Source organism: Cupriavidus sp. PET2-C1, assembly GCF_054515855.1.
The window spans coordinates 279,618-305,686 of record NZ_CM137259.1; the positions used below are offsets into that span (position 1 = coordinate 279,618).

The following is a 26,069-nucleotide window of genomic DNA, read 5'->3' on the forward strand; positions in this document are numbered from 1 at the left end:
GCAGCCAGCCGGGCTGCCTAGCTGCGCAGGCTGATCGCGTCGTCCGGCTCGTCGCCTGCGGCCACCGCGATCACGCGGTCGCGCAGCCAGCTATGGCCGGGATCGGCGTCGGTACGGTCGTGCCAGATCAGGCTGAAGCCAAAGCCCGGCAGGGGGAAGGGCGGATCGAACACTGCGAAGCGCGGGTCCTCCTCGAACGCGGCCAGGCTGCGGCGCGCCGTGGTCAGGACCAGGTTGGTGCCGGCAATCAGCGCTGGCGCCACGCTCCAGTGGGGCAGCACGCAGGCAATCTTGCGCCGCCCGCCCACCTTGGCCACGGCGGCGTCGATGGCATCCACGCGCTCGCTGTGGGCCGCCACCAGCACATGCGAGCGGGCCAGGTACGCCACCTGGTCGAGCTTGCCCAGGCCGCGCACCGTAGCCGCATCCACCATGCAGGCATAGGTTTCCTCGAACAGCTCCGTGCAGTGCACGCCTTCCGGGGGCTGCCCGAACACGCCTAGCGCCAGGTCGATCTCGCCGTCCGCGACCTTGGCTGTCATGGCTTCGCGGCTGGCCTGGCTGACCACCAGGTCGATGCCCGGGGCGATCTTGCGCACCGCGCGCAGCAGGCCGGGCAGCAGCGCCATGGCGCCGTAGTCGGACATGGCCAGGCGGAAGCTGCGGCGCGCCGTGGCGGGCTGAAAGCCGGACGGCCCCAGCAGGATGCGCACCTGCGCCAGTGCCTCGGCCAACGGGCCCGCCAGTTCATGGGCGCGCGCGCTCGGCACCAGGCCGCCCTGGCCGCGCACCAGCAAAGGGTCGTCCAGCAACTGGCGCAGGCGGCCCAGCGCGTGGCTCACCGCAGGCTGGCTGAGGTGCAGGCGCAGCGCCGCGCGCGAAATATGTCGTTCGGCCAGCAGGGCTTCCAGCACCACCAGCAGGTTCAGGTCGATACCGCGGAGATCATTCATGCGGCGCATATTAACGCTACGAAACGAGAATTGGTAATTCGCGGCGCAATATTTCACACTGAGGCATCCAACTTTTGGCGAAGGAGATGCCTCAATGCCTGGTCTCAATCACTTTTCGCCGGCGCTTGCCGGCCTCGTTCCTGTCCTGGTGACCATCGTTTCGGGGGCACTGATTCCCTTCCAGGGCGGCGCCAACGCCATGCTCGGGCGCAGCCTGGGCCATCCGCTGTGGGCCACCTTGGTGTCGCTGCTGGTCAGCCTGGCGGTGGTGCTGCCGCTGCTGTGGCTGCTGAAGGTCCCGCTGCCCTCGCTGGCGGCGGGCGGGCCGGCCTGGATCTGGGCCGGCGGCGTGGCGGGCGTGTTCTACATTACCGTGGCGCTGGTGCTGTCCCCGCGCCTGGGCGCCGGCGGCTTTATGGCGGCGGTGGTGGCGGGGCAGATGGTGGGCGCGCTGCTGCTGGACCAGTTCGGCCTCGCGGGCTTCGCGGCGCGCGCCGTGACGCCGGGGCGCCTGGCCGGCGCTGCGCTGGTGGTGCTGGGGGTGGTGGTGATGCAGTTCGCCGCGGCGGGCGCGGGCAGCGCAACGCCAGCGCAGGCGGCGAACTGATCAGCCTTTGGCTTGCGCCTGGCCGCCAGCCTCGCGTCGGCGCGCCAGGCAGGCTGGGCAAAGGCAGTGCTGGCCCGGCACGATCTGGCGGGCGGGCAGCAGCGGCTGGGTGGCGCACCAGCAGTGGGGCAGGCCGGCGGCATAGCCGCAGACAAAGCCGGCGCCGCAGGCGCTGCAATGCTCGATGGGGCGCAACTGCCCCGTCAGCACCGTGGCCGGATCGCTCACGGCTTGTCCCTGGGCAGCTCGTCTTCCTGGCCCAGCCGGGACATGGCGGTCCGCATCAGCCGCATCTGGCCCGAAAAATTGGTGCACGCGTCGCAAATGGCCATGTGCCCGCGCATGCGCACACGCTCGAACCAGCTCAGCGGCCGGTCCATGCTTTCCATGGTCAGGTGGTGGATCTCGCGGCAGTTTGGCAGCAGCCGGCGGCGGGATGGCGTATCAGGCATGGCTTCCTTCGGTCGGAGAGGCGGTTTCGGGCCGGGGCAGCTTGCCTGGCTGCCCCGGCCTGCTGACAAGGCCAGGCGAGCGTCGGGCGCTCACGCCTTGTGCCCAAACCAGTTCAGTTCCAGGCACTCGCGCAGGCGCATGCGGGCTCGGTACAGCATGACCCAGGCATTAGTCGTCGTGATCTCGAGTTCCTGACAGATTTCTTCGGTTTCCAGCTCCAGCCATTCCCGCATCATGAAAATCCGGCCGATCTTGGCGGGCAGCTTGTCCACGCACAGCTGGAGGATCTCGAAGAACTCGCGGCGCTCCAGCGTGCGGTCCGGGTTGCCCCAGTCGGTGGGCGGCGTATGGTAGTGGCCGTTCTTGGCGAACAGGGCGTCGAAGGCGTCGATATCCGACTGCGCCTCGCCGTCCTCGTCGCCGCCGCCTAGCGTCAGGCGTACTTCGCGCCGGCCGCTGCGCAGCGCATCGATGATCTTGTGCTTGAGGATGCCGATGAGGTAGGTCTTCAGCGCGGACTGGCCGCTGAAGCGCTCCGGGTGTTCCAGCGCGGCCACCAGGGTGTCGGAGACGGTATCCTCGGCCAGTGCCTGGTCGCGCAGTTGCAGGCGGGCAAAGCGCAGCAAATGGGGGCGCAGGGCGCTAAGATCGTCGGGGTGCAGGCTCATTGTGTTGCCGCTATTCGGTGGCGATGCGACTGTTGGACTACTGTCGGACAACTGTTGCGTGGATAGAACGCCATGGTGCGCCGCAGTACGCATGCACCGGTTTTGACCCCCCGCTGCACCACCGTCTGCACGCGTGCGCCGCGGTTTCTTGTAAAATCGGCGCCTGCCGCGGCCGGAGGTGGCCTATTCGGGGTAAAAAGCCCCATAACCATTGGCTCACCGCCGGTCAGAATTGCCATGATACCTGTTGAATCTCACGGATGTCCCTTGCCATGAACGCCGACACCCCTGGGCCTGCCGCTACCGCGGTGGCCGCAATTGCCCCAGCCCTCAAGGCCGAAATCCTTGCCGAGGCGCTGCCCTATATCCGCAAGTTCCACGGCAAGACCATTGTGGTCAAGTACGGCGGAAACGCGATGACCGAGGAAAAGCTCAAGCACGGCTTCGCGCGCGACGTGATCCTGCTCAAGCTGGTCGGCATGAACCCGGTCGTGGTTCACGGCGGTGGCCCGCAGATCGACGAAGCCCTGAAGAAGGTCGGCAAGGTCGGCACGTTCATCCAGGGCATGCGCGTCACCGATGAAGAGACCATGGAAGTGGTCGAATGGGTGCTTGGCGGCGAAGTGCAGCAGGACATCGTCATGCTGATCAACCAATATGGCGGCCAGGCCGTGGGCCTGACCGGCAAGGACGGCGGCCTGATCCGCGCCAAGCGCCTCAAGATGCCGGACCGCGAAAGCCCCGGCGCCTTCATCGACATCGGCTTCGTGGGCGATATCGAGGCGATCAACCCGGCGGTGGTCAAGGCCCTGCAGGACGACGCCTTCATCCCGGTGATCTCGCCGATCGGCTTTTCCGACGACGGCCAGGCCTACAACATCAACGCCGATGTGGTGGCGGGCAAGATGGCCGAGATCCTCAAGGCCGAGAAGCTGGTCATGATGACCAACATCCCGGGCGTGATGGACAAGGCCGGCAACCTGCTGACCGACCTGTCGGCGCGCGAGATCGAGGAACTGTTCGCGGACGGCACCATCTCCGGCGGCATGCTGCCCAAGATCTCGTCAGCGCTGGACGCGGCCAAGAGCGGCGTGAATTCGGTACACATCATCGACGGCCGCATCGAACACTCGCTGCTGCTTGAAATCCTGACCGAACAAGCGTTCGGTACCATGATCCGTTCGCACTAGAACGCATCTACGGCAGCGCGCGCCGCGCGCTGCCGCTCCACTTCTTTTTCTTCCCCCGTGCCCTCTATTTCCCCGCCCTTGCGCCGCAGCCTGCGCGGTGCGCGCCGACGCCGCCCCGCGGGCGACAATTCCGGCCGCACGGTCTGGCTGTTCGACCTCGACAACACGCTGCACGACGCGTCGCATGCGATCTTTCCCGCCATCAACCAGTTGATGACGGCGTATGTCGCGCGCGTGCTGGGCAGTGACGAGGCCACCGCCAGCGAGGTCCGGGTGAAGTACTGGCAGCGCTATGGCGCGACGCTGCTGGGCATGATCCGCCACCACAACGTGGACCCGGCCGACTTCCTGCGCGCCGCGCATGATTTCCCCGAGCTGGCGGAGATGGTGCGGGTGCAGCGCGGCCTGGTCGGCCACCTGCGCCGCCTGCCCGGGCGCAAGATCCTGGTGACCAACGCGCCGGAGCAATACGCGCGCGCGGTCATGAAGGTGGCTGGCATCCAACCGTGTTTCGAGCGGGTGGTCGCCATCGAGGACATGTGGGTGCACGGCCATCTGCGGCCCAAGCCGGACCGGCGCATGCTGCGCCGGTTGCTGGTACAGCAGCGGGTGGCGCCGCACCGCGCGGTGCTGGTGGAAGACACGTTGTCTCACCTCAAGCGCTACGCGGGCACGGGCATTCGCACGGCCTGGGTGACGGGCTACCTGCGCACGCTGGCGCCATCGCGTCCGCACGACGTGCCAATGCCCGCGGGCGCCGCCGTGGCGGGCGCCAGCGGCGACGCCGTGCTGCGCAGCACGCTGGACGCGGAGGACCGGCAGCACGCCGGCCACGCCGCGCAGGAACACTCGGTGACGCTGGTGGCGGCCGAAACGCAGGATCCACCCGCACTGGCGTCGGGCACGACAGCGCCGCAGGCGCTGCCGGCATCGGCGCCGCGTGTGCGGGCGCGGATCGTAAATCGCCCCGGCTATGTGGACGTAAAAGTACAATCCATGCATCAACTCCAACGACGAATGCGGAGAATCGGGTCATGATGCACAGTAACGGGCACCCATCGGGTGCGGCTCCGGCCGCTGCCGGGCAGGGCGCAGGCGCGGACGGGGCGCCGGCACGCAAACGCCCGCGTCCAGGCGAGCGGCGGGTGCAGATCCTGCAGACGCTGGCCGGGATGCTGGAAGTGCCGCGCGGGGAAAAGGTCACCACCGCGGCGCTGGCTGCCAAGCTCAGCGTATCGGAGGCGGCGCTGTACCGCCATTTCGCCAGCAAGGCGCAGATGTTCGAAGGCCTGATCGGCTTTATCGAGCAGACCGTCTTCGGACTGATCAACCAGATCACCACCCAGGAAGAGCATGGCTTGCGCCAGGCGCACGCCGTGGTGCGCATGCTGCTGTCCTTTGCCGAGAAGAATCCCGGCATGACGCGCGTGCTGACCGGCGAAGCGCTGGTGGGCGAGCATGATCGCCTGCAGGAGCGCATCAACCAGGTAGTGGACCGGATCGAGGCCTCGCTGCGGCAGTGCCTGAAGATCGCCATCAGCCAAGGTGCGTTTCCGCCCGACGCCGATGTGCCGGTGCGCGCCGCGCTGATCGTGGCGACCGTGCAGGGGCAGTGGCATCGCTATGCCAAGAGCGGCTTTCGCAAACTGCCCAGCGAGAACGCGGACGCGCAATTGCGCGTGTTGCTCGGCTAGGCTGCGCCGGCGGTCATGGACAAGGGCAGGCTTGCGCCTGCCCTTTCTCGTTTTCAGGCCGCCGGCACATGGATGCTGGCCTTGATGTGCTTCAGGTTGGCCACGATGGTAAACGTCATCACGATCAGCAGGGACCAGGAACTCCACTTGCCCACATGCACCGCCGACCACGCGCCAAGCTGGTTGGGGTAGTGCCATACCGCGAAGAACGTGCTGATGTTCTCCGCGATCCAGACGAACAGCCCGATCAGCACGAAGGCCAGCAACAGCGGCATCTCGCGCTCGCGGTCCAGCGGGCGGAAGCGCACGGTGGTGCGCGCGTACAGCCCGGCGATGCCACAAGCCAGGTACCAGCGGTAGTCGCCGATAAAGTGATGGGTGAAGAAGTTCGCGTAGACCAGCGCCGCCATCAGGCCAGCCATCCAGTACGGCGGGTGATGGCGCACATTCACGTCCAGCATGCGCCAGGCCTGGACGATGTAGCTGCCCACCGCCGCGTACATGAAACCCGAGAACAGCGGCACGCCCAGCACCTTGGTGTAGGCGAAGTCAGGGTAGCTCCATGACTGGATGCCGCCCGAGACCTTGAACACCTCCAGCGCGAAGCCCACGACGTGGAACAGGCTGATGGCCTTGAGCTCGTCCAGCGTTTCCAGGCGCGCCCATACCATTGCCGCCTGAATGCCGAGCGCGGCCGCCAGCAGGAGATCGTAGCGCGGGATGCCAAGCAAGCCGCCGCGCGGGACAGCGAACACGCAGAGAAAGAACAGCCCCGCGAACAGGCAGGATCGCGCCTCCTTGACGCCGAACGCCAGGAACTCGCACAGCCCGCGCCGCGCGCCGGTCAGCGCAAGGCCAGGGCGTGGCGCGGTCAGGATACGGTCGAGCCGGTTCTGCGCGAGGCCATGGCCGTAGTGCGGCCCAGGGCGCGGGCCGAGCGAATCGCGCATACGTGTAGCCGTGGTTGTCATGCTGGCGTCAGTCCGCACAGGCGCGCACCGGCACGCGGCGACCGACAGGCCTGATGCGATCGCACCAGCGGCGCAGCGCAGCACCGAACGCGGCGAACGCCAGCAGCGGCAGGCCGATCCACGCACACTCCAGCCAGAAGCGCGCAGCGCCAAACAGGCCAGCGCCGGCCAGCGGCAGCGGCCGCCATGGCAAGGTCACGCGCTGCTCCGTCAGCGGGTAGAAGAGCGCCGTGCCGATGCCGCGGTCGGTCAGCAGGTCCAGCAAGGGATGCGACACCGTGCTCAGCGCGACGAACAGGAACGCGATGCCGCGCTGCCAGCCGCAGCGCCGCGCCGCCAGCGCGGCCAGCAGGCCCAGCGCCACCGCAAAGCCGATCGAGTGGGTCAGGCCGCGGTGGCCCAGCAAGGTGTTGTAGCGCACCCCGGCGTACCAGACGTTGAGCATGTCGACATCCGGCACGATGCTCGCCGCGACGCCTGCGAGCAGCAGGCCGGCCGGCACCCGCCGCCGTCCCAGCACGGCCGCCAGCGCGAGTGGCGGGGCGCAATGAAGGTAGGTTGGCATGGCGTTGCGCCTTCGTTCAGGCCGATGCCGACGCCGAGGCGGCGGCGTCTTCTTCGCCGGCCGGGGCGGCAGGCTTGTCGCGCAGCGGCTGCCATGCGGCGCCCGCGGCATACCAGTCGATGCGCCGGGTCATGACCATGATGGCGGCCAGGATGACGAACATCAGCAGCGAGCCCAGCATCAGCGCATTGTCTTCCGACAGCAGCAGGCCATAGAGCGCGCCGTACAGCACCGTCAGCAGCGTGGCAAAGGCCAGCCCGCGCCGCCAGCTCTGCAGCACGAACGACAGGTAGAAGCCCAGCAGCCCGATGCAGGCACCGCTGGCCGCCAGGTAGGCCAGCGCGAACGAGATATGCTCGGACAGGCTCAGCAGCAACAGGAAGAACACCGCGAGCGCCAGGCCGACCAGCAGGTACTGGATCGGGTGGATGCGCAGGCGCTTGACGAGCTCGAACATGAAGAAGCCGGCGAAGGTCAGCAGCACGAACATGGCGCCGTACTTCACCGCGCGCTCCGCCTGCAGGTAGATGTTGACCGGATCGATCAGCGTCACTGACACCGTTTCCAGCGTGCCGTCGCCCGAGCCAGCGAGCTGGCCGCGAGCCTTGGTGTTGTACGAGGTCACGCTCCAGTTGCTGCGAAAGCCTTGCGCGGTCACGCTGCGGGTGCGGGGCAGGAAGTCACCGTCGAAACTCGGATGTGGCCAGGCGGAATCGAGCGAGATATCGTTCTGCTCGCCCACCGGGGTGAAGGCCAGCGACTGCGCGCCCAGCAGCGGCAAGGTCAGCGAGAACGGCACCACGCGCTGTGCCTGTGCGGACCTGCCATCCAGGCCGGGTCTGGCGGCCTTGGCGGGCGGCAGGTCGATCTCGGCGTGCAGGCCTTGGGACAGGCTCTTGAGCAGTGCGCCTTGCTCCAGCTTCAGCGGCTTGCCGTCCAGCTCGAACGCAGGCGCCGCCATCAGGCCGCGTGTGTCGCTGATGCCGATCGTGATGTACGGCTGGCCCACCTCAAAGCCGACGTGGCCAACCGAGCGCGGCAGCTCGGCCGGATCGGGCAGCGCGATGGTGCCCTGCCAGCGGCTTTGCATCTCGTACACCAGCACCTTGTGAATGCCGCGGTAGCGCTCGCTCGGCGTGACCTCGCCCTTGACCCGCAGCGTGGTGGGGAAGACCAGCAGCTGCCCGGCCTCCGCCTGCAGCACGGTGGCATTCGGCCGCTTGGGGTCGCTGCTGTCCGTCACGCGCAGGATCTCCTTGTACGGCAGCACCAGCACCGGGCCGGTCAGGGTTTGCGGGCCGGAGTAGCTCTGCCAGACGCTGCGCACCGCTTCCTCGCGGTAGTGCTTGCGGTCCTGCACGGCGTTGCCCACGAGGTGCAGCGGGATCAGGATCAGCAGGATCAGGAACGCCGTGATGGCGGATTTGAAAAACAGGATTCGGTTCATGGCGGCAGGCGCGCGGGAGTGACGATGCCACTAGCTTAGGATTGCCATGTGAGCCGCCGCGGAAGCCTGCGTGAAGCGATCCGCGCGATTGTGTGTTGAGTGTGAAGCCGCTATGCCGCAGGCAGCGTCAGCGTCGCGCACGCGCCACCCTCGGCGCGATTGGCCAGCGTGATGTCACCGTGATGCAGCGTGGCGATCTCGCGTACGAAGCACAGGCCCAGCCCGGTGCTCTTGTCTTGTCCGCCGGGGCGCGGCAGCGAATAGAAGCGCTCGAACAGGCGCGGCAGCGCATAGTCGGGAACGCCGGGGCCGTGATCGGTGACGCGCACGGTGATCATGTGGGCGGGCTCACTGCCGTGCGCCACGGACACGTCGACCGTGCTGGCCGCTGGCGCAAAGTCGATGGCATTCTCCAGCAGGTTGCCCAGCGCCTGGTGCAGCAGGAACGGATCGCCCCTCACCACCGCCGCGGGCGGGCCCGGCGGCAGCAAGCGCAGCGTCAGGTCGCGCTGGCGGGCGCGCGGCTCCAGCTCATGCAGCAACTGCTCGATCAGCGGCTCCAGTGCAACCGGCGAGTGGGTCTCCAGGCTCTGGCGTTGCTCCAGCGCCGCGAGCGCCAGCAGCTTGCGGATCATTTCCTCAAGCCGCTGCGCCTGCCGCCGGATATTGGCGACGAAGCGGTCGCGGTCGGTGGCCGGCATGTCCTCCTGCAGCAGCTCGGCGGCGCCGCTGATGGCCGCCAGCGGGCTCTTCATCTCGTGCGTCAGCGTGTGGATATAGTGCTCGACGTACTGTTTGTCCTCCAGCCGCAGGCGCATGCTCTCCACCGAGCGCCCCAGCTCGGCCAGCTCGCTGGCGCCGCGCAGCGGCATCTCGGCGCGCTCGCCCGACGCCACCGCACGCGCGTAGCGCTGCAGGCGGCGCAGGCCGTGCACCAGCCACAGCGTGCAGGCCAGGCCGATCACGAACGCACCGCCCATCAGCAACAGGCCGTTGAGCAGGATCTTGCGCTGGCTGCGCTCGATGAACGGCGCCATGGTCACATTGGGCTTGGCCACGGTCAGCACGCCGATGGTCTTGTTGCCGTCGCGGATGGGTGCTGCCACGTGCATCACCGTGCTGGCGTCGTCGTCGGGGTTGGCGCGGGTGCTGCGCGCGCCGTACTCGCCGCGCAGCGTGCGGTAGACGTCGTTCCAGCGCGAGTAATCCGCGCCCACGGCTGCCTCGCCGGAATCGAAGCGCACGATGCCGCGCTCGTCCGTGATGTAGATGCGGTAGCCCACCGCATCCTTGTGCATGCCCCACACGTTGGCGTCGACCTTGTCCTCGCGCAGCCGCGCCAGGCGGCGCGCGAAGGCGCCGTTGGCAATGCGGCCGTTCTTCATGTCGTCGGCGGCCAGCACCGCCAGCACGTGGGCGGTGTCGACCAGCGTGTCTTCCATGGCCTGCCGCACGCCGGGCTTGACCTCCTGCACGAACACCCGCAGCGTGAGGAAAGCCGCCAGCCCGACGATCAGGAAGAAGCCGAGGAAGATGCGAAGCCCGATATGCATGCGTGGCCGTTGGTGGGTTGTGAATCAGGTGGAGGCGGGGCTCAGCTTTCGAGCGAATATCCCATGCCGCGATGGGTGCGGATCGAATCGCACTCGGGATCGAGCGCGCGCAGCTTGGCGCGCACCGTCTTGATATGCGTGTCGACGGTGCGGTCGATGGTGTCGACCGCGTCGTGCCAGACCAGGTCCATTAGCTGCGCGCGCGAATAGATGCGCCCGGGGTGCTGCAGCAGCAAGGCCAGGAGCCGGTACTCGTAGCGGGTCAGGTCGAGCCACTGGCCACGCCAGGCCAGGCGCGCGCCGTCGGCATCGAGCGTGAAGCCTTCGGGCGCCGCCGGGGCCTGCACCGGCTCCTGCGGCGCTGCGCGCTTGCCGGCACGCCGCAGGATCACGCGCACCCGCGCCGCCAGCTCGCGCGGCGAGAAGGGCTTCACCACATAGTCGTCGGCGCCGATCTCCAGGCCGACGATGCGGTCGATTTCCTCGTTGCGCGCGGTGAGGAAGATCACCGGCACATCGGAGAAGGTGCGCAGCGTGCGGCAGACTTCGAAGCCATTGATGTCGGGCAGGCCCACGTCCAGGATCACCAGGTCCGGCGCCTGCGCGCGCAGGCGCGCCAGCGCCGCGCTGCCGAGCGCGCAATGCTCGACCGTCATGCCCTCGGTGGATAGCGCATAGAGGATGGTGTCCGCGATCGCGGATTCGTCTTCGATGACCAGGATGCTGGGTGGTTTCGTCAAGGCTGGATTGGTGTTTGGTTAGCGACTGGCGGCGCGCCGCCGCCGGCGCGTTTGTTTGCTCTATAATAAGCGGGTCGCGCCGATTTGAAGACTGGCTTGCGGGCGCGCGGCGGCATGGTAACCCCTGGAGGATTGGTTTTGGGGGTTCCGGCAGCCAATATAAATGCGGCTAAAGAGGTGGGTCGGTTCCCTGCCACGCAAGGCACCGGCACGCGGGACGCAAGACCCGTGCAAAACCCGATTTGGCTGCGCCGTCGTTGATGCTGTGCTTGATGTCAGGTTTGATGTCATCCGCAGGCAACGTCCACGCAAGGCCGGTCGGGTTTTTTTACGCCTGTTCGCCAACGGGCTTATTCCATGACAGACGTAGCTCCGCCTCCTGCCGCGCTTGCCCTGCCGACCGACTCGGTCGGCATCGTCGCGCCGCAGTGCATGCATTTCACCGAGCCGTTGAAGCTGCGCAACGGCACCGCGCTCGCCGATTACGACCTGATGGTCGAGACCTACGGCACGCTCAACGCCGCCCGCTCCAATGCCGTGCTGGTGTGCCACGCGCTTAACGCCTCGCACCACGTGGCCGGCGTGTACGAGCACGACCCGCGCGATGTCGGCTGGTGGGACAACATGGTCGGCCCGGGCAAGCCGCTCGACACCGACCGCTTCTTTGTCATCGGCGTCAACAACCTCGGCTCCTGCTTCGGTTCGACTGGCCCGATGAGTGCCAACCCCGCCACCGGCCTGCCCTACGGCGCTACCTTCCCGGTGGTCACCGTGGAAGACTGGGTCAATGCCCAGGCGCGCGTGGCGGATCGGTTCGGCATCACCCAGTTCGCGGCGGTGATGGGCGGCAGCCTGGGCGGCATGCAGGCGCTGGCCTGGAGCCTGATGTACCCGGATCGGCTGCGCCACTGCATCGTGGTGGCCTCCACGCCCAAGCTGTCGGCGCAGAACATCGCCTTCAACGAGGTCGCGCGCAGCGCCATCCTGTCGGACCCCGATTTCCATGGCGGCAACTACTACGCGCACGGCGTCAAGCCCAAGCGCGGCCTGCGCGTGGCGCGCATGATCGGGCATATCACCTACCTGTCCGACGAGGACATGGCGGAGAAATTCGGCCGCGAGCTCAAGACCGATGACATCCGTTTCTCCTTCGATGTCGAGTTCCAGGTGGAGAGCTACCTGCGCTACCAAGGCGACAAGTTTGCCGAGTACTTCGATGCCAACACCTACCTGCTGATCACCCGCGCGCTCGACTACTTCGATCCGGCGCTGGCCTTCGGCGGCGATCTCACGCGCGCGGTGTCGCGGACGCAGGCCAGCTTCCTGGTGGCCAGCTTCACCACCGACTGGCGTTTCGCACCCAATCGCAGCCGCGAGCTGGTCAAGGCCCTGCTCGACAACAAGCGCCCGGTCAGCTACGCGGAGATCGATGCGCCGCACGGGCACGATGCCTTCCTGCTGGACGACCCGCGCTATCACAACCTGATGCGCGCCTACTACGAACGCATCGCCGAGGAGATAGGCGCATGAATGCCGCGGCCAACCCCAATATCCTGGCGCTGCGCCCCGACTTCCGCGCCATCGCGCGCTGGATCGAGCCCAACTCCACCGTGCTCGACCTGGGCTGCGGCGACGGCAGCCTGCTGCGCGTGCTGCAGGACGAGCTCGACGTGCAGGCTTACGGCATCGAGATCCAGGATGAAGGCGTGCTGGCATGCGCGCAGAAGGGCGTGCACGTGATCCAGCAGAACCTGGAAGGCGGCCTGGCGCTGTTCGAGGACAAGAGCTTCGATACGGTGATCCTGTCGCAGACGCTGCAGACCATCCACAACACCGCGCAGGTCCTGCGCGAGACGCTGCGGGTGGGGCGCGAATGCATCGTGTCCTTCCCCAACTTCGGCTACTGGCCGCACCGGCTGTCGGTGTTTCGCGGGCGCATGCCGGTGTCGGAGGCGCTGCCGTACCAGTGGTACAACACGCCGAACGTGCGGGTGCTGACCATCAGCGACTTTGAATCGCTGGCGTCCAAGGTCGGCCTGCGCATCCTCGACCGCGTGGTGATGCACGAGGGTGTGACGGTCAACTGGGGCTCGAACTGGCGCGGCAGCCTGGCGGTGTACCGGGTTTGCGCCACCTGAGCCGGCGAGGGCGGGGGGCTGCGCCTTAGCCGCCCGCCGCGCTAGCCGCCGGTCTCCAGCGCGGCCTGCGCCACCAGGTAGTCGATAAAAGCGCGCACCTTGGGGGCCAGGTGGCGGGTTGGCGTGTAGACCGCGAAGGCCGTGCCCACGTAGGGTTCGAGGATTTCCCAGTCGTCCAGCACCGGCACCAGGCTGCCTGACGCCAGCGCCGCGGCGGCCGAGAAGTCCGGCACCAGCCCGATGCCCCCGCCGGCCTGCGCCATGGCGACAATGGCCGCGCTGTTGTTGAGCGTGACCTTCGGCGGGATGCGCAGCGCCACGGTCTGCCCGTCGCGCTTGCGCCGCAGGCTCCAGCGCTCGCCGAAAGCGCCATAGCCCAGGTAGAGGCAGCGATGCCCGGCCAACGCCGCCGGCTCGGCTGGCGTGCCATGCCGCGCCAGCCAGCCGGGTGCCGCCACCAGCCGGTAACGCACCGCGCGGATTGGCCGCGCCGCCAGCCCCGGCGCCAGTTCGCGCGCAATGCGGATGGCCACGTCCACGCCTTCTTCCACCAGGTCCACCAGGCGGTCCGCCAGCGTGAGCTGCAGGTCCAGCGCGGGAAAGCGGTCCAGCAGGGCCGGCAGCCGCGGCGCCAGCCAGGCCTGCCCGAACACCACCGGCGCGCTGACCCGCAGCAGGCCGTGCGGCGCGCCGCCGTGGTCGCTGGCGAGCGTGCTGACTTCCTGCGCCGCGGCCACCATCCGGGCGCAGGCGGCGTGCACTGCCTGTCCGAGCTCAGTCAGGGTGAAGGCGCGCGTGGTCCGTTGCAGCAGGCTCCCGCCGATGGCCGCTTCCAGCCGCGTCACATGGCGGCTGACGGCGGAGGGGGTCATGCCAAGCTCGCGGGCGGCGGCGGAGAAACTGCCGCATTCCACCACCCGGGCGAATACGGCCATGGCGTTGAGTTGCGCGACCGGCATGGGCTGGCTCTCGCATTTGTGATCAGAGATCAAATAGTAATTGCTTATTGGATGGATTGTTGACCTGACTGCACGATGGAACAATGACGTCCAAGCGTACGAAGCTCCGTAGGAGACATCCATGAATATCGATCGATCTGGCGCCGCCGTGGCCTCCCCGGCCGCCACCCCGGCCTCGCAGGCCACGGAACCCGCCCGGCGGGGCGGTGCCTGGCGCATGGTGGCCGCCATGGCCCTGTCGGGCACCATCGGCTGGTTCGTGGTGACCAGCGGGCAGTCACCGCTGGACGTGGTGTTTTTCCGCTGCATCTTCGGCGGCGCCGCGCTGCTGGGCACGCTGGCCCTGCGGCGCGGCTGGCAGCCCATGCGCGCCCGCGACTGGGGCTGGCTGGCGCTGGGTGGCGTTACGCTGATCCTCAACTGGCTGGCCTTGTTCTCCGCCTATTCATACAGTGGCATCTCGGTGTCCACGGTTGTCTATCACACCCAGCCCTTCTTCCTGCTGCTGCTGGCGGCGCTGTTCCAGCGTGAGGCCATCGCGCCCGGGCGGCTTGCCTGGCTGGTGCTGGCCTTCGGCGGCGTGGTGCTGATTACCGGGCTGGAGCACGGCGGCGCCACCGGCGGCATGCTGGCCGGGGTCGGGCTGGCGATGCTGGCGGCGCTGCTGTACGCCATCACCACCATGGCCACGCGCCGCCTCAAGGGGATTCCGGCAGGGCAGATCGCGGGCCTGCAGATGGCGATGGGGGTGGTCATGCTGTTCCCCCTGGCGCATCCGGCGGTCGAGACGTTCGGCGGGCGGACCTGGGGGGCATTGCTGGCGCTAGGCCTCGTGCATACCGGCGTGATGTACACGCTGCTGTATGGCGCCTTCCAGCGCCTCAACGTGCTGTCGATCGCCACGCTCTCGTTTGTCTATCCGCTGGTGGCCATCGTGATTGACGTGCTGGTGTTCGGGGTGGTGCTCACGCCGCTGCAGCTCGCTGGCATGGCGCTGATCCTGCTGGCGGTGATCGGCAACCAGCTCGGCTGGAATCCGCTGCGGCGGGTGCGGGCGGGGGGCTGACCCGGCGGCGGTTTGGAGGGGGGCCGGTTGACGCGGTGCCAGCGCCTGTCCGCCGTTTGCAGTATTATCGAACGATCGTACTTTTTTGGTCCCCAACATGTCCGCCACGCCAGCCAGCCAGACCGTCCATTCCTTCGACCACGCGATCGCGCTGGAGCCGGCGGGAGGCAACCTTTTCCACGGCCGCACCACGCCGGCCTACTGGAACATGATCGGCCCCTTCGGCGGCATCACGGCGGCCACCTTGCTGCAAGCCGTGCTGCAGCATCCCGAGCGGCTGGGCGATCCGTCAGCGCTGACCGTCAACTTTGCCGGCCCGATCGTCGAAGGGCCGTTCGTGATCGAAGCGCGTCCGGTGCGCACCAACCGCAACACCCAGCACTGGACCATCGAGCTGCGCCAGGGCGATGAAGTGGCGACCACGGCCACCGCCTTCTTCGCCGTGCGCCGCGAGACCTGGAATTGCGGCGAGGCCGCGTTCCCGCAGGTGCCGCCGGCCAGCGATGTCGCCCCGATGGCCGGTTTCGCACCGGTGCGCTGGCTGGATGCGTATGAGATGCGGCCGGTGCGCGGCGCCAAGCCGAATGTCGAGGCCGGCACCGAGAACCCGGACAGCGTGACCCAGTTCTGGCTGCGCGACGCGCCCGCGCGCACGCCGGACTTCGCCGCGATGGCGGCATGGTGCGACACCTTCTACCCGCGCATCTTCCTCAAGCGCGCCGGTTTCGTGCCGGCCGGCACGGTGTCGCTGACCACGTATTTCCACGCCGATGCCCCGACCCTGGCCGCGCTGGGCAACAGCCACGTGCTGGGCAGCGCCCAGGCGCAGGTGTTCCGCCAAGGCTTCTTCGACCAGAGCGCGCAGATCTGGAGCCCGCAGGGAGAACTGCTCGCGACCTCGCACCAGATCGTCTACTACAAGCAGTAAGAGGCCATTTCCAGAAGAGGCTGGCGTCGTTGCGCGGCCTCGGCCGATCCGCTTGACTTGTACTGTCTGCGGCCGCGCGCCTGGCCAGAACCGCTTCACTTCATTTTGAAACAGCCTCTGAGCGAGTCAGCGTTCGCGCTGCCGGGTGTCGGGTACCCGGGGGCTAGGCCGCGGCGCGGGCCCGGGCTTCGTAGCGATGCACGGTGTTGCGCATCGCCCATAGCAGCACCACGCCGGGCACCGCCGCCACCACGGTGCTCAGGTAAAACGCCGGCCAGCCAAAAGCCTCCACCAGGTAGCCCGAGCTGGGGCCAACATAGACGCGCCCGACCGAGGCCAGCGCCGAGAGCAGCGCGTACTGGGTGGCCGAGAACGAGCGGTTGCACAGCGTCATCAGCAGCGCCACGAAGGCCGCCGTGCCCATGCCGCCACAGAGGTTCTCCACCGCGATGGTGGCGCCCATGGTCCACAGGTGCGGTGGCGTCACCGCCAGGATCCAGTAGCCGAGGTTGGATACCCCCTGCAAGATGCCGAACAGCATCAGCGAGCGGTACAGGCCCAGGCGCACCATCAGCGTGCCGCCGAACAGCGCACCCACAATGGTGGCGGCCAGCCCTAGCGTCTTGTTGACCAGGCCGACTTCACCGGCCGAAAAGCCCACGCCGCGGATCAGGAAGGTGGTGGACAGGCTGCCGGCAAACGCATCGCCCAGCTTGTAGAGCACGATCAGCAGCAGTAGCCACCAGGCGCCCGGGCGCGAGAAGAAGTCACGCAGCGGGCCCAGGATGGCTTCCTCCATGGAGCGCGGCGTGCGCGCCGGCGATTCCGCCTCGGGCGCCCACAGCAGGCTGACGATGCCGATGCCCATCAACCCCGCCATCAGCAGGTACATCTGCTGCCAGCCCATCACGCGGTCGGCCAGCCACAGTGCCAGCCCGCCCGATACCAGCATCGCCAGCCGGTAGCCCAGCACCTTGACCGCCGCTCCCACGCCACGCTCCGGCGCGCGCAGCACGTCGGTGCTATAGGCGTCGAACACGATGTCCTGCGAGGCGGACAAGAAGGCCACCAGCGTGGCCAGCGCCGCCAGTGTCCACAGCGCCTCGTGCGGCGGGCAGAAGGCCATGCCCGCGATGCCCAGCACCAGGCCGATCTGGGTCACCAGCAGCCAGCCGAGGCGCCGGCCAAGCAGTGGCGGCGTATAGCGGTCCATCAGCGGGGCCCACAGGAACTTGAAGATATAGGCCTGGCCCACCAGCGAGAAGAAGCCGATGGTCTTGATATCCAGCCCTTCCACCGTCATCCAGGCCTGCAACGTGCCGGAGGTGAGTGCCAGCGGCAACCCGGACGCGAAGCCCAGCGTGAGCATGGCGCCGATGCGGCGATTGCGGAAAATGTCGAGATAGGCTTGAAAGGTCATGAATCAGGATGGCAAGCGGGGCGATCGGGGCAATCGGGGCAATCGGGGCAATCGGGGCAATCAGGCTGGGCAGGGCGCCGTGTATTATTGCATTACCGTCAGCGCCGCCCCGATGCGCGGGATGCGCCGGGCCCGGACTGTATCCTGGCCGCATCAACTCTTGCTCACCCTGCTTGCCGAAAACCGCATCCAAGGAATCGTCCATGTCCGATCGCCAGCGTTGTCAGTACCGCCACCAGCGGGCCGGGATTGCGTTGCCACGTCGACTGGCCGCGCTGGCGCTGGCGGCCAGCGCCGCGCTGAGCATGAGCGCGGTCCAGGCCCAGGGCCAGGCCCAGCCGCAGGACGCTGAAGATGGCATCCGCGTGCAACGCGGCGGCGCGTCCATCCGCCAGATCGTGCCGGTCGAGGTCATCGAGCAGCAGGCCTCGCAGGAGTACGAGCAACTCAAGGAGGAGGCGCAGGCCAAGAAGACCCTGGTCGGCGACAACAACCCGCAACTGGTGCGCCTGCGCGCCATCGCCAAGCGCATCCTGCCGCAGACCCCGCGCTGGAACGAGCGCGCGAAGCAATGGAAGTGGGAAGTCAACCTGATCAACTCCAAGCAGGTCAATGCGTTCTGCATGCCCGGCGGCAAGATCGCCTTCTACTCCGGCCTGCTTGACCAGCTCAAGCTGACCGACGACGAAGTCGCCATGGTGATGGGGCACGAAATCGCCCATGCGCTGCAGGAGCATGCGCGCGAGCGGGCGGCCAAGTCCGAGATCACCAACCTGGGCGCCAACGTGATCTCGCAACTGTTCGGCTTCGGCAATCTCGGCAATATGGCCCTGGGCACCGGCGCGCAGCTGCTCACGCTGCGGTTCTCGCGCTCGGACGAAACCGAGGCCGACCTGGTCGGCATGGACATCGCCGCGCGTGCTGGCTACGACCCGCGCGCCGCCGTGTCGCTGTGGCAAAAGATGGGGGCGGTCTCGCAATCGTCGGCGCAGTCGGGCTCGGAGTTCCTCTCCACCCATCCGTCGGGCCGCACCCGCATCGCCGAGCTGGAGAAGCACCTGCCCGAGGTGTTGCCGCTCTACGCGCGCGCGATCGATTCCAACGTCGGCCAGTTGCCGCCCTATCGGGCCAATATGGCCAACCTGAGCGGCGCGCCGGTCGACAGCGGCGACGACGACCGGCAAAAGCCACTAAAAAAGTAAAGACGCCCGAGAGGCGCTCTTTATGGCGGATCCTGTACGATAAAACCATCGAACCGGGGCAATGAGGAGAAGACCATGAAGCGTTGGGTGCGATTCAGCCTGATGGCCGGCGCGTTGCTGGCAGGCGGCAGCGCGCAGGCGGCCGACCAGCTGCTGAGCATGCCGATCGACAAGGCGCTGGCGACACCGGGGGCCAAGGAACGCGTGGACCCGTCGATCAGGCTGCTGTTCGGTTTCAACAAGCTGCCGGGCGCGCAGGACGGCCAGTCTTTCAAGACGGTCAAGCGCATGCGCCGGCCCATCGACAACAGCCGTTCCACCGGTGGCCCGCCGCCGCCGGGCGACGAGGAGCTGTGTGCCACCATCTTCATCCAGGCGGTGCAGGAACTGCAGCAGCGCGCGACCAAGGAAGGCGGCAACGCCGTGGTCGATATCCGCAGCAACTGGAAGGACGACGAGACCGCCAGCGACAGCACCTACGTCTGCGCCAAGGGCAGCGCCTACCTTGGCGTTGCACTCAAGGGCATCGTGGTCAAGGCCGGGATCTGACCGAAGGGATTTCCCGGGGCGAAAAAAAGCCGGCGAAACCATCGCCGGCTTTTTTCATGCGCGCGGCTGGTGCCGCCGCATTAGCGCATTAGCGCTTGAGCGTGTCAGGCGCTCAGGCCAGTCGCCTCGTCCGCGCCGACATGCACGTTCATGCATTGCACCGCAGCGCCGGCAGCACCCTTGCCCAGGTTGTCCAGGCGCGCCATCAGCACGATGCGCTCGGCCGAGCCGAACACGAACAGGTCCACGCGGTTGGTGTCGTTGCTGGCCTGCACGTCGAAGAAGCCGCCGTCCAGGTTGGCCTCGTCGCCCACCGGCACCACGCGCACGAACTGCTCGCCTTCGTAGTGCTTGCGGTACAGATCGGCGATCTGTTCCGGCGTGACCTTGCGCGCCAGGCGATCCGGGTACACCGGCACCGTCACGGCCAGGCCCTTGAGGAAGTTGCCGACGATCGGGTTGAAGATCGGCGCCTGCGCCAGGCCGGCCTGCACGCGCATCTCTGGCAGGTGCTTGTGCGCGAGGCCAAGCGAGTAGGGGCGCGGGCTGTCCAGCTTCGGGTTACCGCCGGCTTCGAACTCGGCAATCATCTGCTTGCCGCCGCCGCTGTAGCCGGTCAGCGAGAACGCGGAGACCGGGTAGTCGGCCTGCATCACGCCGGCTTCCACCAGCGGGCGCACCGCCATCAGGAAGGCGCTGGCGTGGCAGCCCGGCACCGCGATGCGCTTGCTGGTGCGGATCTTCTCGCGCTGGCCGCGCGTGAGTTCCGGCAAGCCGTAGGCCCAGCTGTCCGTGGTGCGGAACGCCGTGCTGGCGTCGATCACGCAGGTATTGGGGTTGGTCACCAGCGCCACGGCCTCGCGGGAGGCAACGTCGGGCAGGCACAGGAAAGCGACGTCGGCAGCATTCAGAAAGCGTGCTCGTTCGGCCGGGTCCTTGCGCTTGTCATCGGCGATACGCAGCAGCTCCACATCGGAACGGCCGGAGAGATAGTCGAGCAACCGGAGACCGGTGGTGCCTTCCTGACCATCTACGAACACTTTGAAAACCATGGCGGACTCACTCGGAAATACGAAAGGTCCCATGCCGGAATCGGATGGGAAGCAGCATTGTAACTACGTTGGGGGGAACTGGTGCGGGACAAGCGCGATGTGCCCTGACGTGCCCCGACGTGTCCGATATGGACAAGGCCGAAACGGGCATCGTTCCCGCGGTCTCGGCGCTGCTGGAAGTGCTGGAAGAGGTGCGCACGGCGTAGCCGGTGCGCCCTCGGCCGTACCGGTTACAGCGGGAAATCGTAGTCGATCGACAGCGGCGCGTGGTCGCTGAACTTCTCGTCCTTGTAGATCGACGTGGCTCGCGCGGTCTCGGCGATCTTCGTCGTGGCCAGATGGTAATCGATGCGCCACCCGACGTTCTTCGCATAGGCCTGGCCGCGGTTGCTCCACCAGGTGTACTGCTCGGGGCGCGGGTCCAGCCTGCGGAACACGTCCACATAGCCGTGCACGTCGAACAGCTCGCCGATCCAGCTGCGCTCCTCCGGCAGGAAGCCCGAGTTCTTCAGGTTGCCCTTCCAGTTCTTGATGTCGATTTCCTTGTGGGCGATGTTGACGTCGCCGCACAGCACGATCTCGCGCCCGCTGGCCTTGAGCTGCAGCAGGTGGGGCAGGAAGGCTTCCATGAAGCGGAACTTCGCCTGCTGGCGTTCTTCCCCGCTGGAGCCGGAGGGCACATAGACGGAGATCACGGCGAGGTGCGGATACTGCACTTCGACATAGCGGCCTTCGTTATCGAACTCGTCGACGCCGAAACCGGTGATCACCCGCTCCGGCTTGTGACGCGTGTAAAGGCCGACACCGCTATAGCCTTTTTTCTCCGCATAATGGAAGTAGCCGTGGTAGCCGTGTGGCGCCAGGAACGCTTCCGTCATGTCGGCAGCCTGCGCCTTGAGCTCCTGGACGCAGACCATGTCGGCGTCCTGCTTGCCCATCCATTCGAAAAAGCCTTTCTTGGCCGCGGAGCGGATGCCGTTGAGGTTGGCGCTGATAATCCGTAACATCTCGGGAAATTTTGAAATCAGAGAGAAAAGATGACGCAGCAGACGACGCCGCAGCCCGGCGCTGGCGACCTGAGCCAGACCTTCATCCGCTTCGCGCTCGACGCTGGCGTACTGTCCTTCGGCGAATTCGTGACCAAAGCGGGCCGCAAGTCGCCGTACTTCTTCAATGCAGGCCTGTTCAACCAGGGTGCGATGCTGGGCCAGGTGGCGCAATTCTATGCGAAAACCCTGCTGGCATCCGGATTGGAGTTCGACGTGCTGTTCGGGCCGGCCTACAAAGGCATCACGCTGGCGTCCGCCACCGCGGTGGCGCTGGCCGGGCTCGGACGTGACGTCGGCTTCGCCTACAACCGCAAGGAAGCCAAGGACCACGGCGAGGGCGGCACGCTGGTGGGCGCCAAGCTGCAGGGCAAGGTCGTGATCATCGACGACGTGATCTCGGCCGGCACCTCGGTGCGCGAGTCGATGGCGATGATCCGCGCGGCTGGCGCGGAGCCGGCCGCAGTGCTGATCGCGCTCGACCGCATGGAAAAAAGTGGCACCGCCGACCAGGTCGGGACGCATTCTGCAGTGCAGGATGTGCAGCGCGAATATGGCGTGCCGGTGATCTCCATCGCCAGCCTGAAGGACCTGCTGGCTTACCTGGACGCATCGCAGGATCCCGCGCTGGGCGGCTCGCGCGAGGCAGTGGCTGCCTATCGGCAGCGCTACGGCGTATAGTCTGGAATCTGTTGCCTGCCGCTTGCAACTCTTTGTCGCAATGCAGCAGATAACAGGGAACCGTGCAGGAAAATCGCCGGTCTGACTGATCTCGCTGGCCGGCCCCCGGATACCCTGGGACGCCAGCGATTCGCCTTGCCGCCCGGCAAGGCGGCGCAGCATCTCTTCAGGAGGTTGGCTGGCGATGGACATCAAGACGATCCGCGAGCAGGCATTCGCCATGCCGCTCACCAATCCGGCCTATCCGATGGGGCCGTACCGCTTCATCCATCGCGAATTCTTCATCATCTCCTACCGTACGGATCCCGAGCTGTTGCGCGCGGTGGTGCCGGAACCCCTCGAGATCGCCGACGCGGTGGTCAACTACGAATTCATCCGCATGCCAGACTCCACCGGGTTTGGCGATTACACCGAATCGGGCCAGGTGATTCCCGTCACCTACCAGGGCAAGCCCGGCAACTACACCCACGCGATGTACCTCGACGACCATCCGCCACTGGCGGGCGGGCGCGAGCTATGGGGCTTTCCGAAGAAGCTGGCCAGCCCCACGCTGGCGGTTCACACCGATACGCTGGTCGGCACCCTCGACTATGGCCCGGTGCGCGTCGCCACCGGCACGATGGGCTACAAGCACCGCGAGCTCGACAAGGACGCGCTGGGCCTGGCGCTGGCGAGCACGCCCAACTACCTGCTCAAGATCATTCCGCACGTGGACGGCTCAGCTCGCATCTGCGAGCTGGTCTGCTACTTCCTGAAAGACGTGCAGATGAAAGGCGCCTGGACCGGGCCGGCGGCGCTGTCGCTGTCGCCCCATGCGCTCGCGCCGGTGGCTGGCCTTCCGGTGCTGGAAGTCCTCGGCGCCAAGCATTACGTTGCCGACCTCACCCTGGGGCTGGGCGAGGTGGTGTTCGACTACCTGGCCTGAGCGGCCACGCATCCAACGATTTCCAACGGTTTCCATCGGTTTCCATCGGTCCCGGCCCATCCGGCCGGCCCGGCTAACCTGAATCATCCAGACAGGAGAAACGTCCATGAAGCTCCAAGGAAAATCCGCCATCGTGACCGGCGCTGCCAGCGGCATCGGCCGCGCCATTGCTGACCTGCTGGCCAAGGAAGGCGCGGCGGTCGCCATCGCCGACCTGAATCTCGAGGCTGCGCAGAAGGCCGCCGCCGATATCGAAGCCGCCGGCGGGCGCGCCATCGCCGTCGCGATGGACGTCACCAACGAGGACGCGGTCAACAGCGCTACCGAGGAGGTGGCCAAGGCGTTTGGCGGCATCGACATCCTGATCTCCAACGCCGGCATCCAGATCGTCAACCCGATCCAGAACTACGCCTTCTCCGACTGGAAGAAGATGCAGGCCATCCACGTCGATGGCGCCTTTCTCACCACCAAGGCCGCGCTCCAGCATATGTACAAGGACAAGCGCGGCGGCACCGTGATCTACATGGGCTCGGTGCATTCGCACGAGGCCTCGCCACTGAAGTCCGCATACGTTGCCGCCAAGCATGCGCTGCTTGGCCTGGCGCGCGTGCTGGCCAAGGAAGGGGCGGAGTACAACGTGCGCTCGCACGTGATCTGTCCGGGTTTCGTGCGCACACCGCTGGTCGACAAGCAGATTCCGGAACAAGCCAAGGAGCTTGGCATCAGCGAAGAAGAGGTGATTCGCCGCGTCATGCTCGGCGGCACCGTGGACGGCGTCTTCACCACCGTGGACGACGTGGCGCAGACCGCGCTGTTCCTGTGCGCCTTCCCGTCGGCGGCGCTGACCGGGCAGTCCTTTGTCGTGAGCCACGGCTGGTTCATGCAGTAAGCGGCAAAAAGCGGCCGGGCGGCGGTACCGCCGCCCGGCCGGCATGGCCGCATGCAAAGTCGGAAAGCAATGTCATCAAGGAGGGGTCGTGGCAGGTGGACGTCGGCAGAAGCTGGATAAAGTGGCACAGGAAAATACAGTGGCACAGAAAAAGGGCACGCCGAAGCAGGCTGTAAAAAGCGCCGCGGCGGCCGTGGTAGCGAACCCGGCGGCGGCTACGCTCAATCGCGAGGCGCCAATGCCCAAAGCGCTACGAGAGCCGGAGCCCAACCTCCTGCCTCCCGGCGGCTGCGCGCCGCCGGACCTTGCGCCCGAGGGCGCCGGCCGCAGGCGGCCGGTTCACCATGAATACACGGTCAGGGCGTTGGTGCTGCAGGGCGGCGGCGCGCTTGGCTCGTATCAGGCGGGCGTGTACCAGGGGCTGGCCGAGGCGGGCATCCAGCCTAACTGGGTGGCCGGGATTTCCATCGGCGCGCTGAACGCAGCGGTGATCGCGGGCAATGCGCCTGAGCGCAGGGTCGAGCAGTTGCGTGCCTTTTGGGACTACATCTGCCAGCAGCCCTGGCTGCCCAGCCTGTTGCCCTACGAGGTGGCAGCCCAGGGCGCCGCGCACTGGCCCGATCCGCTGCGCATCTGGTTCGACGGCATCGAGGCCGCGCGTGCCATCTTCGAGGGGCAGCGGGGCTTCTTCCAGCCGCGTCCGTGGTCCAGCCTGGTGGAGCGCCAGTGCGGCCCCGCCAATGCCAGCTATTACGATACAAGCCCGCTCAAGGCCACGCTGGAGCGCTTTGCCGATTTTGACCGCATCAACTCGCACCATAACGAGATGCGCGTGTCGGTGGGCGCGGTGAATGTGCGGACCGGCAATTTCGCCTATTTCGACAACACCCGGCGCAAGCTGCATGCCGAGCATTTCATGGCCTCCGGCGCATTGCCGCCCGGCTTTCCCGCGGTGGAGATCGATGGCGAGTTCTATTGGGATGGCGGCCTGGTGTCCAACACGCCGCTGTCTGAGGTGCTGACGGCCCAGCCCCGGCGCGACGCGCTGATCTTCCAGGTCGACTTGTGGAGCGCGCGGGGCAAGCTGCCGCACAACCTGCTGGACGTGGCCGAGCGGCAGAAAGACATCCAGTACTCCAGCCGCACGCGCACCATCACGGATTACATGAGCGAGCAGCAGAACTACCGGCGCATGCTGAGCGAAGTGATGGCGCTGGTGCCGCAGGGGCAGCGTGACAACGACTGGTACCGCAAGGCGGCGGAGTACGCATGCGATGCGCGCCGCAACGTGATCCAGCTGATCTACCGCGACAAGACGTTTGAAGGCAACGCCAAGGATTATCAGTTTGGCTTGCTGACGATGAACGAGCACTGGACCAGCGGGCTGGACGACATCCGGGAAACGCTGAAACATCCGGAGTGGCTGGCCATGCCGACGCACGAGAAGCCGTTTGTCACGCACGATATCCATCGCGGCAACGGGCATGCCTGACCCAACGCGAAGGGGGGGGCGGCCTGGCCTGGTCCCTTCGCGTTGCCCTGGTGCCTCAGACCACCTTCAGCTTCGCCAATGCCGGTTTTCCCGGCGGATACGCCGGCTTCAATTTCTCGAACACCGCCATCAGGATCTCCGCCACCATCAGGTTCCGGTGCGTCTTCGAATTCGCGGGCACGATATGCCACGGTGCTTCGGGCGTGCTGGTCGCGGCAATGGCGGCCTCATAGGCCGTCTCGTAGTTTTTCCAGTACTGCCGCTCTTCCAGATCCTTCGGGTCGAACTTCCAGTGCTTCTGCGGATCCGCCAGCCGCGCTTCCAGCCGGGCCTTCTGCTCGTCCTTGGAAATATGCAGGAAGCACTTGACGATGGTGGTGCCGGTTTCCAGCAGCATCGTCTCGAATGCCCGTAGCTGCTTGTAGCGGCGCTCGCATTCGGCTTCGTCGATCCACTCGTGCACGCGCGTGATCAGCACGTCTTCGTAGTGGCTGCGGTTGAAGACCACGATCTCGCCGGCGCGCGGTACCTGGGCATGGATGCGCCACAGGTAGTCGTGCGCGAGTTCTTCGGCGGTGGGGGATTTGAAGCTGACGACGCGGATGCCGAGCGGGTCGAAGCTGCGAAAGACGCCGCGCACGGTGCCATCCTTGCCGCTGGTGTCCATGCCTTGCAGCACGATCAGCAGCTTGCGCTGGTGCTCGGCATAGAAGATGTCCTGCTGCGCGTCGAGCTGGGTGCTCAGTTCGATGAGGCGGGCCTGGTCGGCGGCCTTGTCGCCGCTGGAGAACGGCTTGGCGTCGGGGTTGAAGTCGGCCAGGCTGAAGTTCTTGCCCGAGGTGATGCGGAAATCGGCGAGCGACATTGGCACTCCATAGAGG

29 protein-coding genes are annotated in these 26,069 nt (G+C 66.8%); 15 read left to right on the forward strand and 14 right to left on the reverse strand.

All coding sequences use genetic code 11. The features are described 5' to 3' along the window. Positions 1 to 17: 17 nt before the first annotated feature. Positions 18 to 953, reverse strand: coding sequence for a LysR family transcriptional regulator (locus ACX12D_RS01270; RefSeq protein WP_174426049.1), 936 nt, complete (start codon positions 951 to 953; stop codon positions 18 to 20). A 94-nt stretch (positions 954 to 1,047) separates the two neighbouring features. On the opposite strand from ACX12D_RS01270, the gene ACX12D_RS01275 reads away from it, so the two are divergent. After that, positions 1,048 to 1,560: a DMT family transporter gene (locus tag ACX12D_RS01275; RefSeq protein ID WP_441640866.1), complete on the forward strand. Its 513-nt coding sequence runs from the start codon at positions 1,048 to 1,050 to the stop codon at positions 1,558 to 1,560. Here the strand turns inward: ACX12D_RS01275 and ACX12D_RS01280 are convergent, their stop codons facing one another. The 3 genes from ACX12D_RS01280 to ACX12D_RS01290 all read right to left on the reverse strand — a co-directional run bounded on the left by ACX12D_RS01280 (position 1,561) and on the right by ACX12D_RS01290 (position 2,681). Further along, entirely contained in the window at positions 1,561 to 1,788 is a 228-nt protein-coding gene (locus tag ACX12D_RS01280; RefSeq protein WP_441640865.1) for a cysteine-rich CWC family protein, read from the reverse strand. Continuing rightward, positions 1,785 to 2,012: a zf-HC2 domain-containing protein gene (locus ACX12D_RS01285; RefSeq protein WP_441640864.1), complete on the reverse strand. Its 228-nt coding sequence runs from the start codon at positions 2,010 to 2,012 to the stop codon at positions 1,785 to 1,787. The genes ACX12D_RS01280 and ACX12D_RS01285 overlap by 4 nt, the downstream gene beginning before the upstream one ends. A 90-nt stretch (positions 2,013 to 2,102) precedes the next feature. After that, on the reverse strand, positions 2,103 to 2,681 hold the full coding sequence (locus ACX12D_RS01290; protein ID WP_441640863.1) for a sigma-70 family RNA polymerase sigma factor: 579 nt from the start codon (positions 2,679 to 2,681) through the stop codon (positions 2,103 to 2,105). Positions 2,682 to 2,941: 260 nt separating this feature from the next. On the opposite strand from ACX12D_RS01290, the gene argB reads away from it, so the two are divergent. Genes argB through slmA form a run of 3 tightly spaced genes read left to right on the forward strand, consistent with a single transcriptional unit; the run spans position 2,942 to position 5,565 of the window. After that, positions 2,942 to 3,871, forward strand: a complete 930-nt coding sequence (gene argB / locus ACX12D_RS01295; protein WP_006162725.1) for an acetylglutamate kinase — start codon at positions 2,942 to 2,944, stop codon at positions 3,869 to 3,871. 57 nt (positions 3,872 to 3,928) lie between these two features. Beyond that, positions 3,929 to 4,909, forward strand: a complete 981-nt coding sequence (locus tag ACX12D_RS01300; RefSeq protein WP_441640862.1) for an HAD-IA family hydrolase — start codon at positions 3,929 to 3,931, stop codon at positions 4,907 to 4,909. Further along, on the forward strand, positions 4,906 to 5,565 hold the full coding sequence (gene slmA / locus ACX12D_RS01305) for a nucleoid occlusion factor SlmA (RefSeq protein ID WP_043343042.1): 660 nt from the start codon (positions 4,906 to 4,908) through the stop codon (positions 5,563 to 5,565). The genes ACX12D_RS01300 and slmA overlap by 4 nt, the downstream gene beginning before the upstream one ends. Before the next feature lie 53 nt (positions 5,566 to 5,618). On the opposite strand, the gene ACX12D_RS01310 is transcribed toward slmA, so the two are convergent. The 5 genes from ACX12D_RS01310 to creB all read right to left on the reverse strand — a co-directional run bounded on the left by ACX12D_RS01310 (position 5,619) and on the right by creB (position 10,841). Continuing rightward, on the reverse strand, positions 5,619 to 6,440 hold the full coding sequence (locus ACX12D_RS01310) for a DUF817 domain-containing protein (protein ID WP_459373897.1): 822 nt from the start codon (positions 6,438 to 6,440) through the stop codon (positions 5,619 to 5,621). Between the two features lie 103 nt (positions 6,441 to 6,543). Then, complete coding sequence (locus ACX12D_RS01315; RefSeq protein ID WP_459372622.1) at positions 6,544 to 7,101, reverse strand: metal-dependent hydrolase; 558 nt, start codon at positions 7,099 to 7,101, stop codon at positions 6,544 to 6,546. Positions 7,102 to 7,117: 16 nt separating this feature from the next. Beyond that, positions 7,118 to 8,548 (reverse strand): cell envelope integrity protein CreD, encoded by a 1,431-nt coding sequence (creD, locus tag ACX12D_RS01320; RefSeq protein WP_459372623.1) that lies wholly within the window; start codon positions 8,546 to 8,548, stop codon positions 7,118 to 7,120. A gap of 110 nt (positions 8,549 to 8,658) precedes the next feature. Next, entirely contained in the window at positions 8,659 to 10,101 is a 1,443-nt protein-coding gene (creC, locus tag ACX12D_RS01325; RefSeq protein ID WP_459372624.1) for a two-component system sensor histidine kinase CreC, read from the reverse strand. 41 nt (positions 10,102 to 10,142) lie between these two features. After that, complete coding sequence (gene creB / locus ACX12D_RS01330; protein WP_459372625.1) at positions 10,143 to 10,841, reverse strand: two-component system response regulator CreB; 699 nt, start codon at positions 10,839 to 10,841, stop codon at positions 10,143 to 10,145. Positions 10,842 to 11,198: 357 nt separating this feature from the next. Here creB and metX point away from each other — a divergent pair, with 357 nt between their 5' ends. Both metX and metW read left to right on the forward strand, forming a co-directional pair. Then, a complete protein-coding gene (gene metX, locus ACX12D_RS01335) occupies positions 11,199 to 12,371 on the forward strand; it encodes a homoserine O-succinyltransferase MetX (RefSeq protein WP_459372626.1) in 1,173 nt (390 codons plus the stop codon). Beyond that, positions 12,368 to 12,979: a methionine biosynthesis protein MetW gene (gene metW / locus ACX12D_RS01340; protein ID WP_416050247.1), complete on the forward strand. Its 612-nt coding sequence runs from the start codon at positions 12,368 to 12,370 to the stop codon at positions 12,977 to 12,979. Before metX ends, metW begins: the two co-directional genes overlap by 4 nt. Positions 12,980 to 13,020: 41 nt before the next feature. Here metW and ACX12D_RS01345 read toward each other — a convergent pair whose 3' ends face one another. Next, entirely contained in the window at positions 13,021 to 13,938 is a 918-nt protein-coding gene (locus ACX12D_RS01345; protein WP_459372628.1) for a LysR family transcriptional regulator, read from the reverse strand. Between the two features lie 121 nt (positions 13,939 to 14,059). Here ACX12D_RS01345 and ACX12D_RS01350 point away from each other — a divergent pair, with 121 nt between their 5' ends. Next, positions 14,060 to 15,004: a DMT family transporter gene (locus ACX12D_RS01350; protein ID WP_459372629.1), complete on the forward strand. Its 945-nt coding sequence runs from the start codon at positions 14,060 to 14,062 to the stop codon at positions 15,002 to 15,004. Between the two features lie 97 nt (positions 15,005 to 15,101). Further along, positions 15,102 to 15,932, forward strand: a complete 831-nt coding sequence (locus tag ACX12D_RS01355; RefSeq protein WP_459372631.1) for an acyl-CoA thioesterase — start codon at positions 15,102 to 15,104, stop codon at positions 15,930 to 15,932. A gap of 163 nt (positions 15,933 to 16,095) precedes the next feature. Here the strand turns inward: ACX12D_RS01355 and ACX12D_RS01360 are convergent, their stop codons facing one another. Then, positions 16,096 to 17,352: a muropeptide transporter gene (locus tag ACX12D_RS01360; RefSeq protein WP_441640853.1), complete on the reverse strand. Its 1,257-nt coding sequence runs from the start codon at positions 17,350 to 17,352 to the stop codon at positions 16,096 to 16,098. A gap of 203 nt (positions 17,353 to 17,555) precedes the next feature. Here ACX12D_RS01360 and ACX12D_RS01365 point away from each other — a divergent pair, with 203 nt between their 5' ends. After that, positions 17,556 to 18,554 carry a M48 family metallopeptidase gene (locus ACX12D_RS01365; RefSeq protein ID WP_459372632.1) on the forward strand — a complete coding sequence of 333 codons (999 nt, stop codon included), beginning with the start codon at positions 17,556 to 17,558 and terminating at the stop codon, positions 18,552 to 18,554. A 75-nt stretch (positions 18,555 to 18,629) separates the two neighbouring features. After that, positions 18,630 to 19,103 carry an excinuclease ATPase gene (locus tag ACX12D_RS01370; RefSeq protein ID WP_459372633.1) on the forward strand — a complete coding sequence of 158 codons (474 nt, stop codon included), beginning with the start codon at positions 18,630 to 18,632 and terminating at the stop codon, positions 19,101 to 19,103. A 104-nt stretch (positions 19,104 to 19,207) separates the two neighbouring features. Here ACX12D_RS01370 and argC read toward each other — a convergent pair whose 3' ends face one another. After that, on the reverse strand, positions 19,208 to 20,155 hold the full coding sequence (argC, locus tag ACX12D_RS01375) for an N-acetyl-gamma-glutamyl-phosphate reductase (RefSeq protein ID WP_459372635.1): 948 nt from the start codon (positions 20,153 to 20,155) through the stop codon (positions 19,208 to 19,210). A 44-nt stretch (positions 20,156 to 20,199) separates the two neighbouring features. Between argC and ACX12D_RS01380 the strand changes: the two genes are divergently transcribed. Further along, entirely contained in the window at positions 20,200 to 20,361 is a 162-nt protein-coding gene (locus ACX12D_RS01380) for a hypothetical protein (protein ID WP_459372636.1), read from the forward strand. Positions 20,362 to 20,385: 24 nt separating this feature from the next. On the opposite strand, the gene ACX12D_RS01385 is transcribed toward ACX12D_RS01380, so the two are convergent. Further along, complete coding sequence (locus tag ACX12D_RS01385; protein WP_459372637.1) at positions 20,386 to 21,162, reverse strand: exodeoxyribonuclease III; 777 nt, start codon at positions 21,160 to 21,162, stop codon at positions 20,386 to 20,388. Positions 21,163 to 21,192: 30 nt separating this feature from the next. On the opposite strand from ACX12D_RS01385, the gene pyrE reads away from it, so the two are divergent. The 4 genes from pyrE (at position 21,193) to ACX12D_RS01405 (ending at position 25,188) form a co-directional block, all read left to right on the forward strand. Next, positions 21,193 to 21,882 carry an orotate phosphoribosyltransferase gene (gene pyrE, locus ACX12D_RS01390; protein ID WP_006162743.1) on the forward strand — a complete coding sequence of 230 codons (690 nt, stop codon included), beginning with the start codon at positions 21,193 to 21,195 and terminating at the stop codon, positions 21,880 to 21,882. Between the two features lie 184 nt (positions 21,883 to 22,066). Next, positions 22,067 to 22,807 carry an acetoacetate decarboxylase gene (locus ACX12D_RS01395; protein ID WP_441640849.1) on the forward strand — a complete coding sequence of 247 codons (741 nt, stop codon included), beginning with the start codon at positions 22,067 to 22,069 and terminating at the stop codon, positions 22,805 to 22,807. 106 nt (positions 22,808 to 22,913) lie between these two features. Next, on the forward strand, positions 22,914 to 23,696 hold the full coding sequence (locus ACX12D_RS01400) for a 3-hydroxybutyrate dehydrogenase (RefSeq protein WP_459372638.1): 783 nt from the start codon (positions 22,914 to 22,916) through the stop codon (positions 23,694 to 23,696). A 139-nt stretch (positions 23,697 to 23,835) separates the two neighbouring features. Beyond that, positions 23,836 to 25,188, forward strand: coding sequence for a DUF3734 domain-containing protein (locus ACX12D_RS01405; protein ID WP_459372640.1), 1,353 nt, complete (start codon positions 23,836 to 23,838; stop codon positions 25,186 to 25,188). A 55-nt stretch (positions 25,189 to 25,243) separates the two neighbouring features. Here ACX12D_RS01405 and ACX12D_RS01410 read toward each other — a convergent pair whose 3' ends face one another. Further along, entirely contained in the window at positions 25,244 to 26,053 is an 810-nt protein-coding gene (locus tag ACX12D_RS01410) for a polyphosphate kinase 2 family protein (RefSeq protein WP_459372641.1), read from the reverse strand. Positions 26,054 to 26,069: the final 16 nt, after the last annotated feature.

Excerpts from the sequence above, each read along its gene's own strand:
- ACX12D_RS01270 (WP_174426049.1), bottom strand. The coding sequence starts at position 953 with ATGAATGATCTCCGCGGTATCGACCTGAACCTGCTGGTGGTGCTGGAA.
- ACX12D_RS01275 (WP_441640866.1), top strand. The coding sequence starts at position 1,048 with ATGCCTGGTCTCAATCACTTTTCGCCGGCGCTTGCCGGCCTCGTTCCT.
- ACX12D_RS01285 (WP_441640864.1), bottom strand. The coding sequence starts at position 2,012 with ATGCCTGATACGCCATCCCGCCGCCGGCTGCTGCCAAACTGCCGCGAG.
- ACX12D_RS01290 (WP_441640863.1), bottom strand. The coding sequence starts at position 2,681 with ATGAGCCTGCACCCCGACGATCTTAGCGCCCTGCGCCCCCATTTGCTG.
- argB (WP_006162725.1), top strand. The coding sequence starts at position 2,942 with ATGTCCCTTGCCATGAACGCCGACACCCCTGGGCCTGCCGCTACCGCG.
- slmA (WP_043343042.1), top strand. The coding sequence starts at position 4,906 with ATGATGCACAGTAACGGGCACCCATCGGGTGCGGCTCCGGCCGCTGCC.
- ACX12D_RS01315 (WP_459372622.1), bottom strand. The coding sequence starts at position 7,101 with ATGCCAACCTACCTTCATTGCGCCCCGCCACTCGCGCTGGCGGCCGTG.
- creD (WP_459372623.1), bottom strand. The coding sequence starts at position 8,548 with ATGAACCGAATCCTGTTTTTCAAATCCGCCATCACGGCGTTCCTGATC.
- creC (WP_459372624.1), bottom strand. The coding sequence starts at position 10,101 with ATGCATATCGGGCTTCGCATCTTCCTCGGCTTCTTCCTGATCGTCGGG.
- metX (WP_459372626.1), top strand. The coding sequence starts at position 11,199 with ATGACAGACGTAGCTCCGCCTCCTGCCGCGCTTGCCCTGCCGACCGAC.
- metW (WP_416050247.1), top strand. The coding sequence starts at position 12,368 with ATGAATGCCGCGGCCAACCCCAATATCCTGGCGCTGCGCCCCGACTTC.
- ACX12D_RS01345 (WP_459372628.1), bottom strand. The coding sequence starts at position 13,938 with ATGCCGGTCGCGCAACTCAACGCCATGGCCGTATTCGCCCGGGTGGTG.
- ACX12D_RS01350 (WP_459372629.1), top strand. The coding sequence starts at position 14,060 with ATGAATATCGATCGATCTGGCGCCGCCGTGGCCTCCCCGGCCGCCACC.
- ACX12D_RS01355 (WP_459372631.1), top strand. The coding sequence starts at position 15,102 with ATGTCCGCCACGCCAGCCAGCCAGACCGTCCATTCCTTCGACCACGCG.
- ACX12D_RS01360 (WP_441640853.1), bottom strand. The coding sequence starts at position 17,352 with ATGACCTTTCAAGCCTATCTCGACATTTTCCGCAATCGCCGCATCGGC.
- ACX12D_RS01365 (WP_459372632.1), top strand. The coding sequence starts at position 17,556 with ATGTCCGATCGCCAGCGTTGTCAGTACCGCCACCAGCGGGCCGGGATT.
- ACX12D_RS01370 (WP_459372633.1), top strand. The coding sequence starts at position 18,630 with ATGAAGCGTTGGGTGCGATTCAGCCTGATGGCCGGCGCGTTGCTGGCA.
- argC (WP_459372635.1), bottom strand. The coding sequence starts at position 20,155 with ATGGTTTTCAAAGTGTTCGTAGATGGTCAGGAAGGCACCACCGGTCTC.
- ACX12D_RS01380 (WP_459372636.1), top strand. The coding sequence starts at position 20,200 with ATGGGAAGCAGCATTGTAACTACGTTGGGGGGAACTGGTGCGGGACAA.
- ACX12D_RS01385 (WP_459372637.1), bottom strand. The coding sequence starts at position 21,162 with ATGTTACGGATTATCAGCGCCAACCTCAACGGCATCCGCTCCGCGGCC.
- pyrE (WP_006162743.1), top strand. The coding sequence starts at position 21,193 with ATGACGCAGCAGACGACGCCGCAGCCCGGCGCTGGCGACCTGAGCCAG.
- ACX12D_RS01395 (WP_441640849.1), top strand. The coding sequence starts at position 22,067 with ATGGACATCAAGACGATCCGCGAGCAGGCATTCGCCATGCCGCTCACC.
- ACX12D_RS01400 (WP_459372638.1), top strand. The coding sequence starts at position 22,914 with ATGAAGCTCCAAGGAAAATCCGCCATCGTGACCGGCGCTGCCAGCGGC.
- ACX12D_RS01410 (WP_459372641.1), bottom strand. The coding sequence starts at position 26,053 with ATGTCGCTCGCCGATTTCCGCATCACCTCGGGCAAGAACTTCAGCCTG.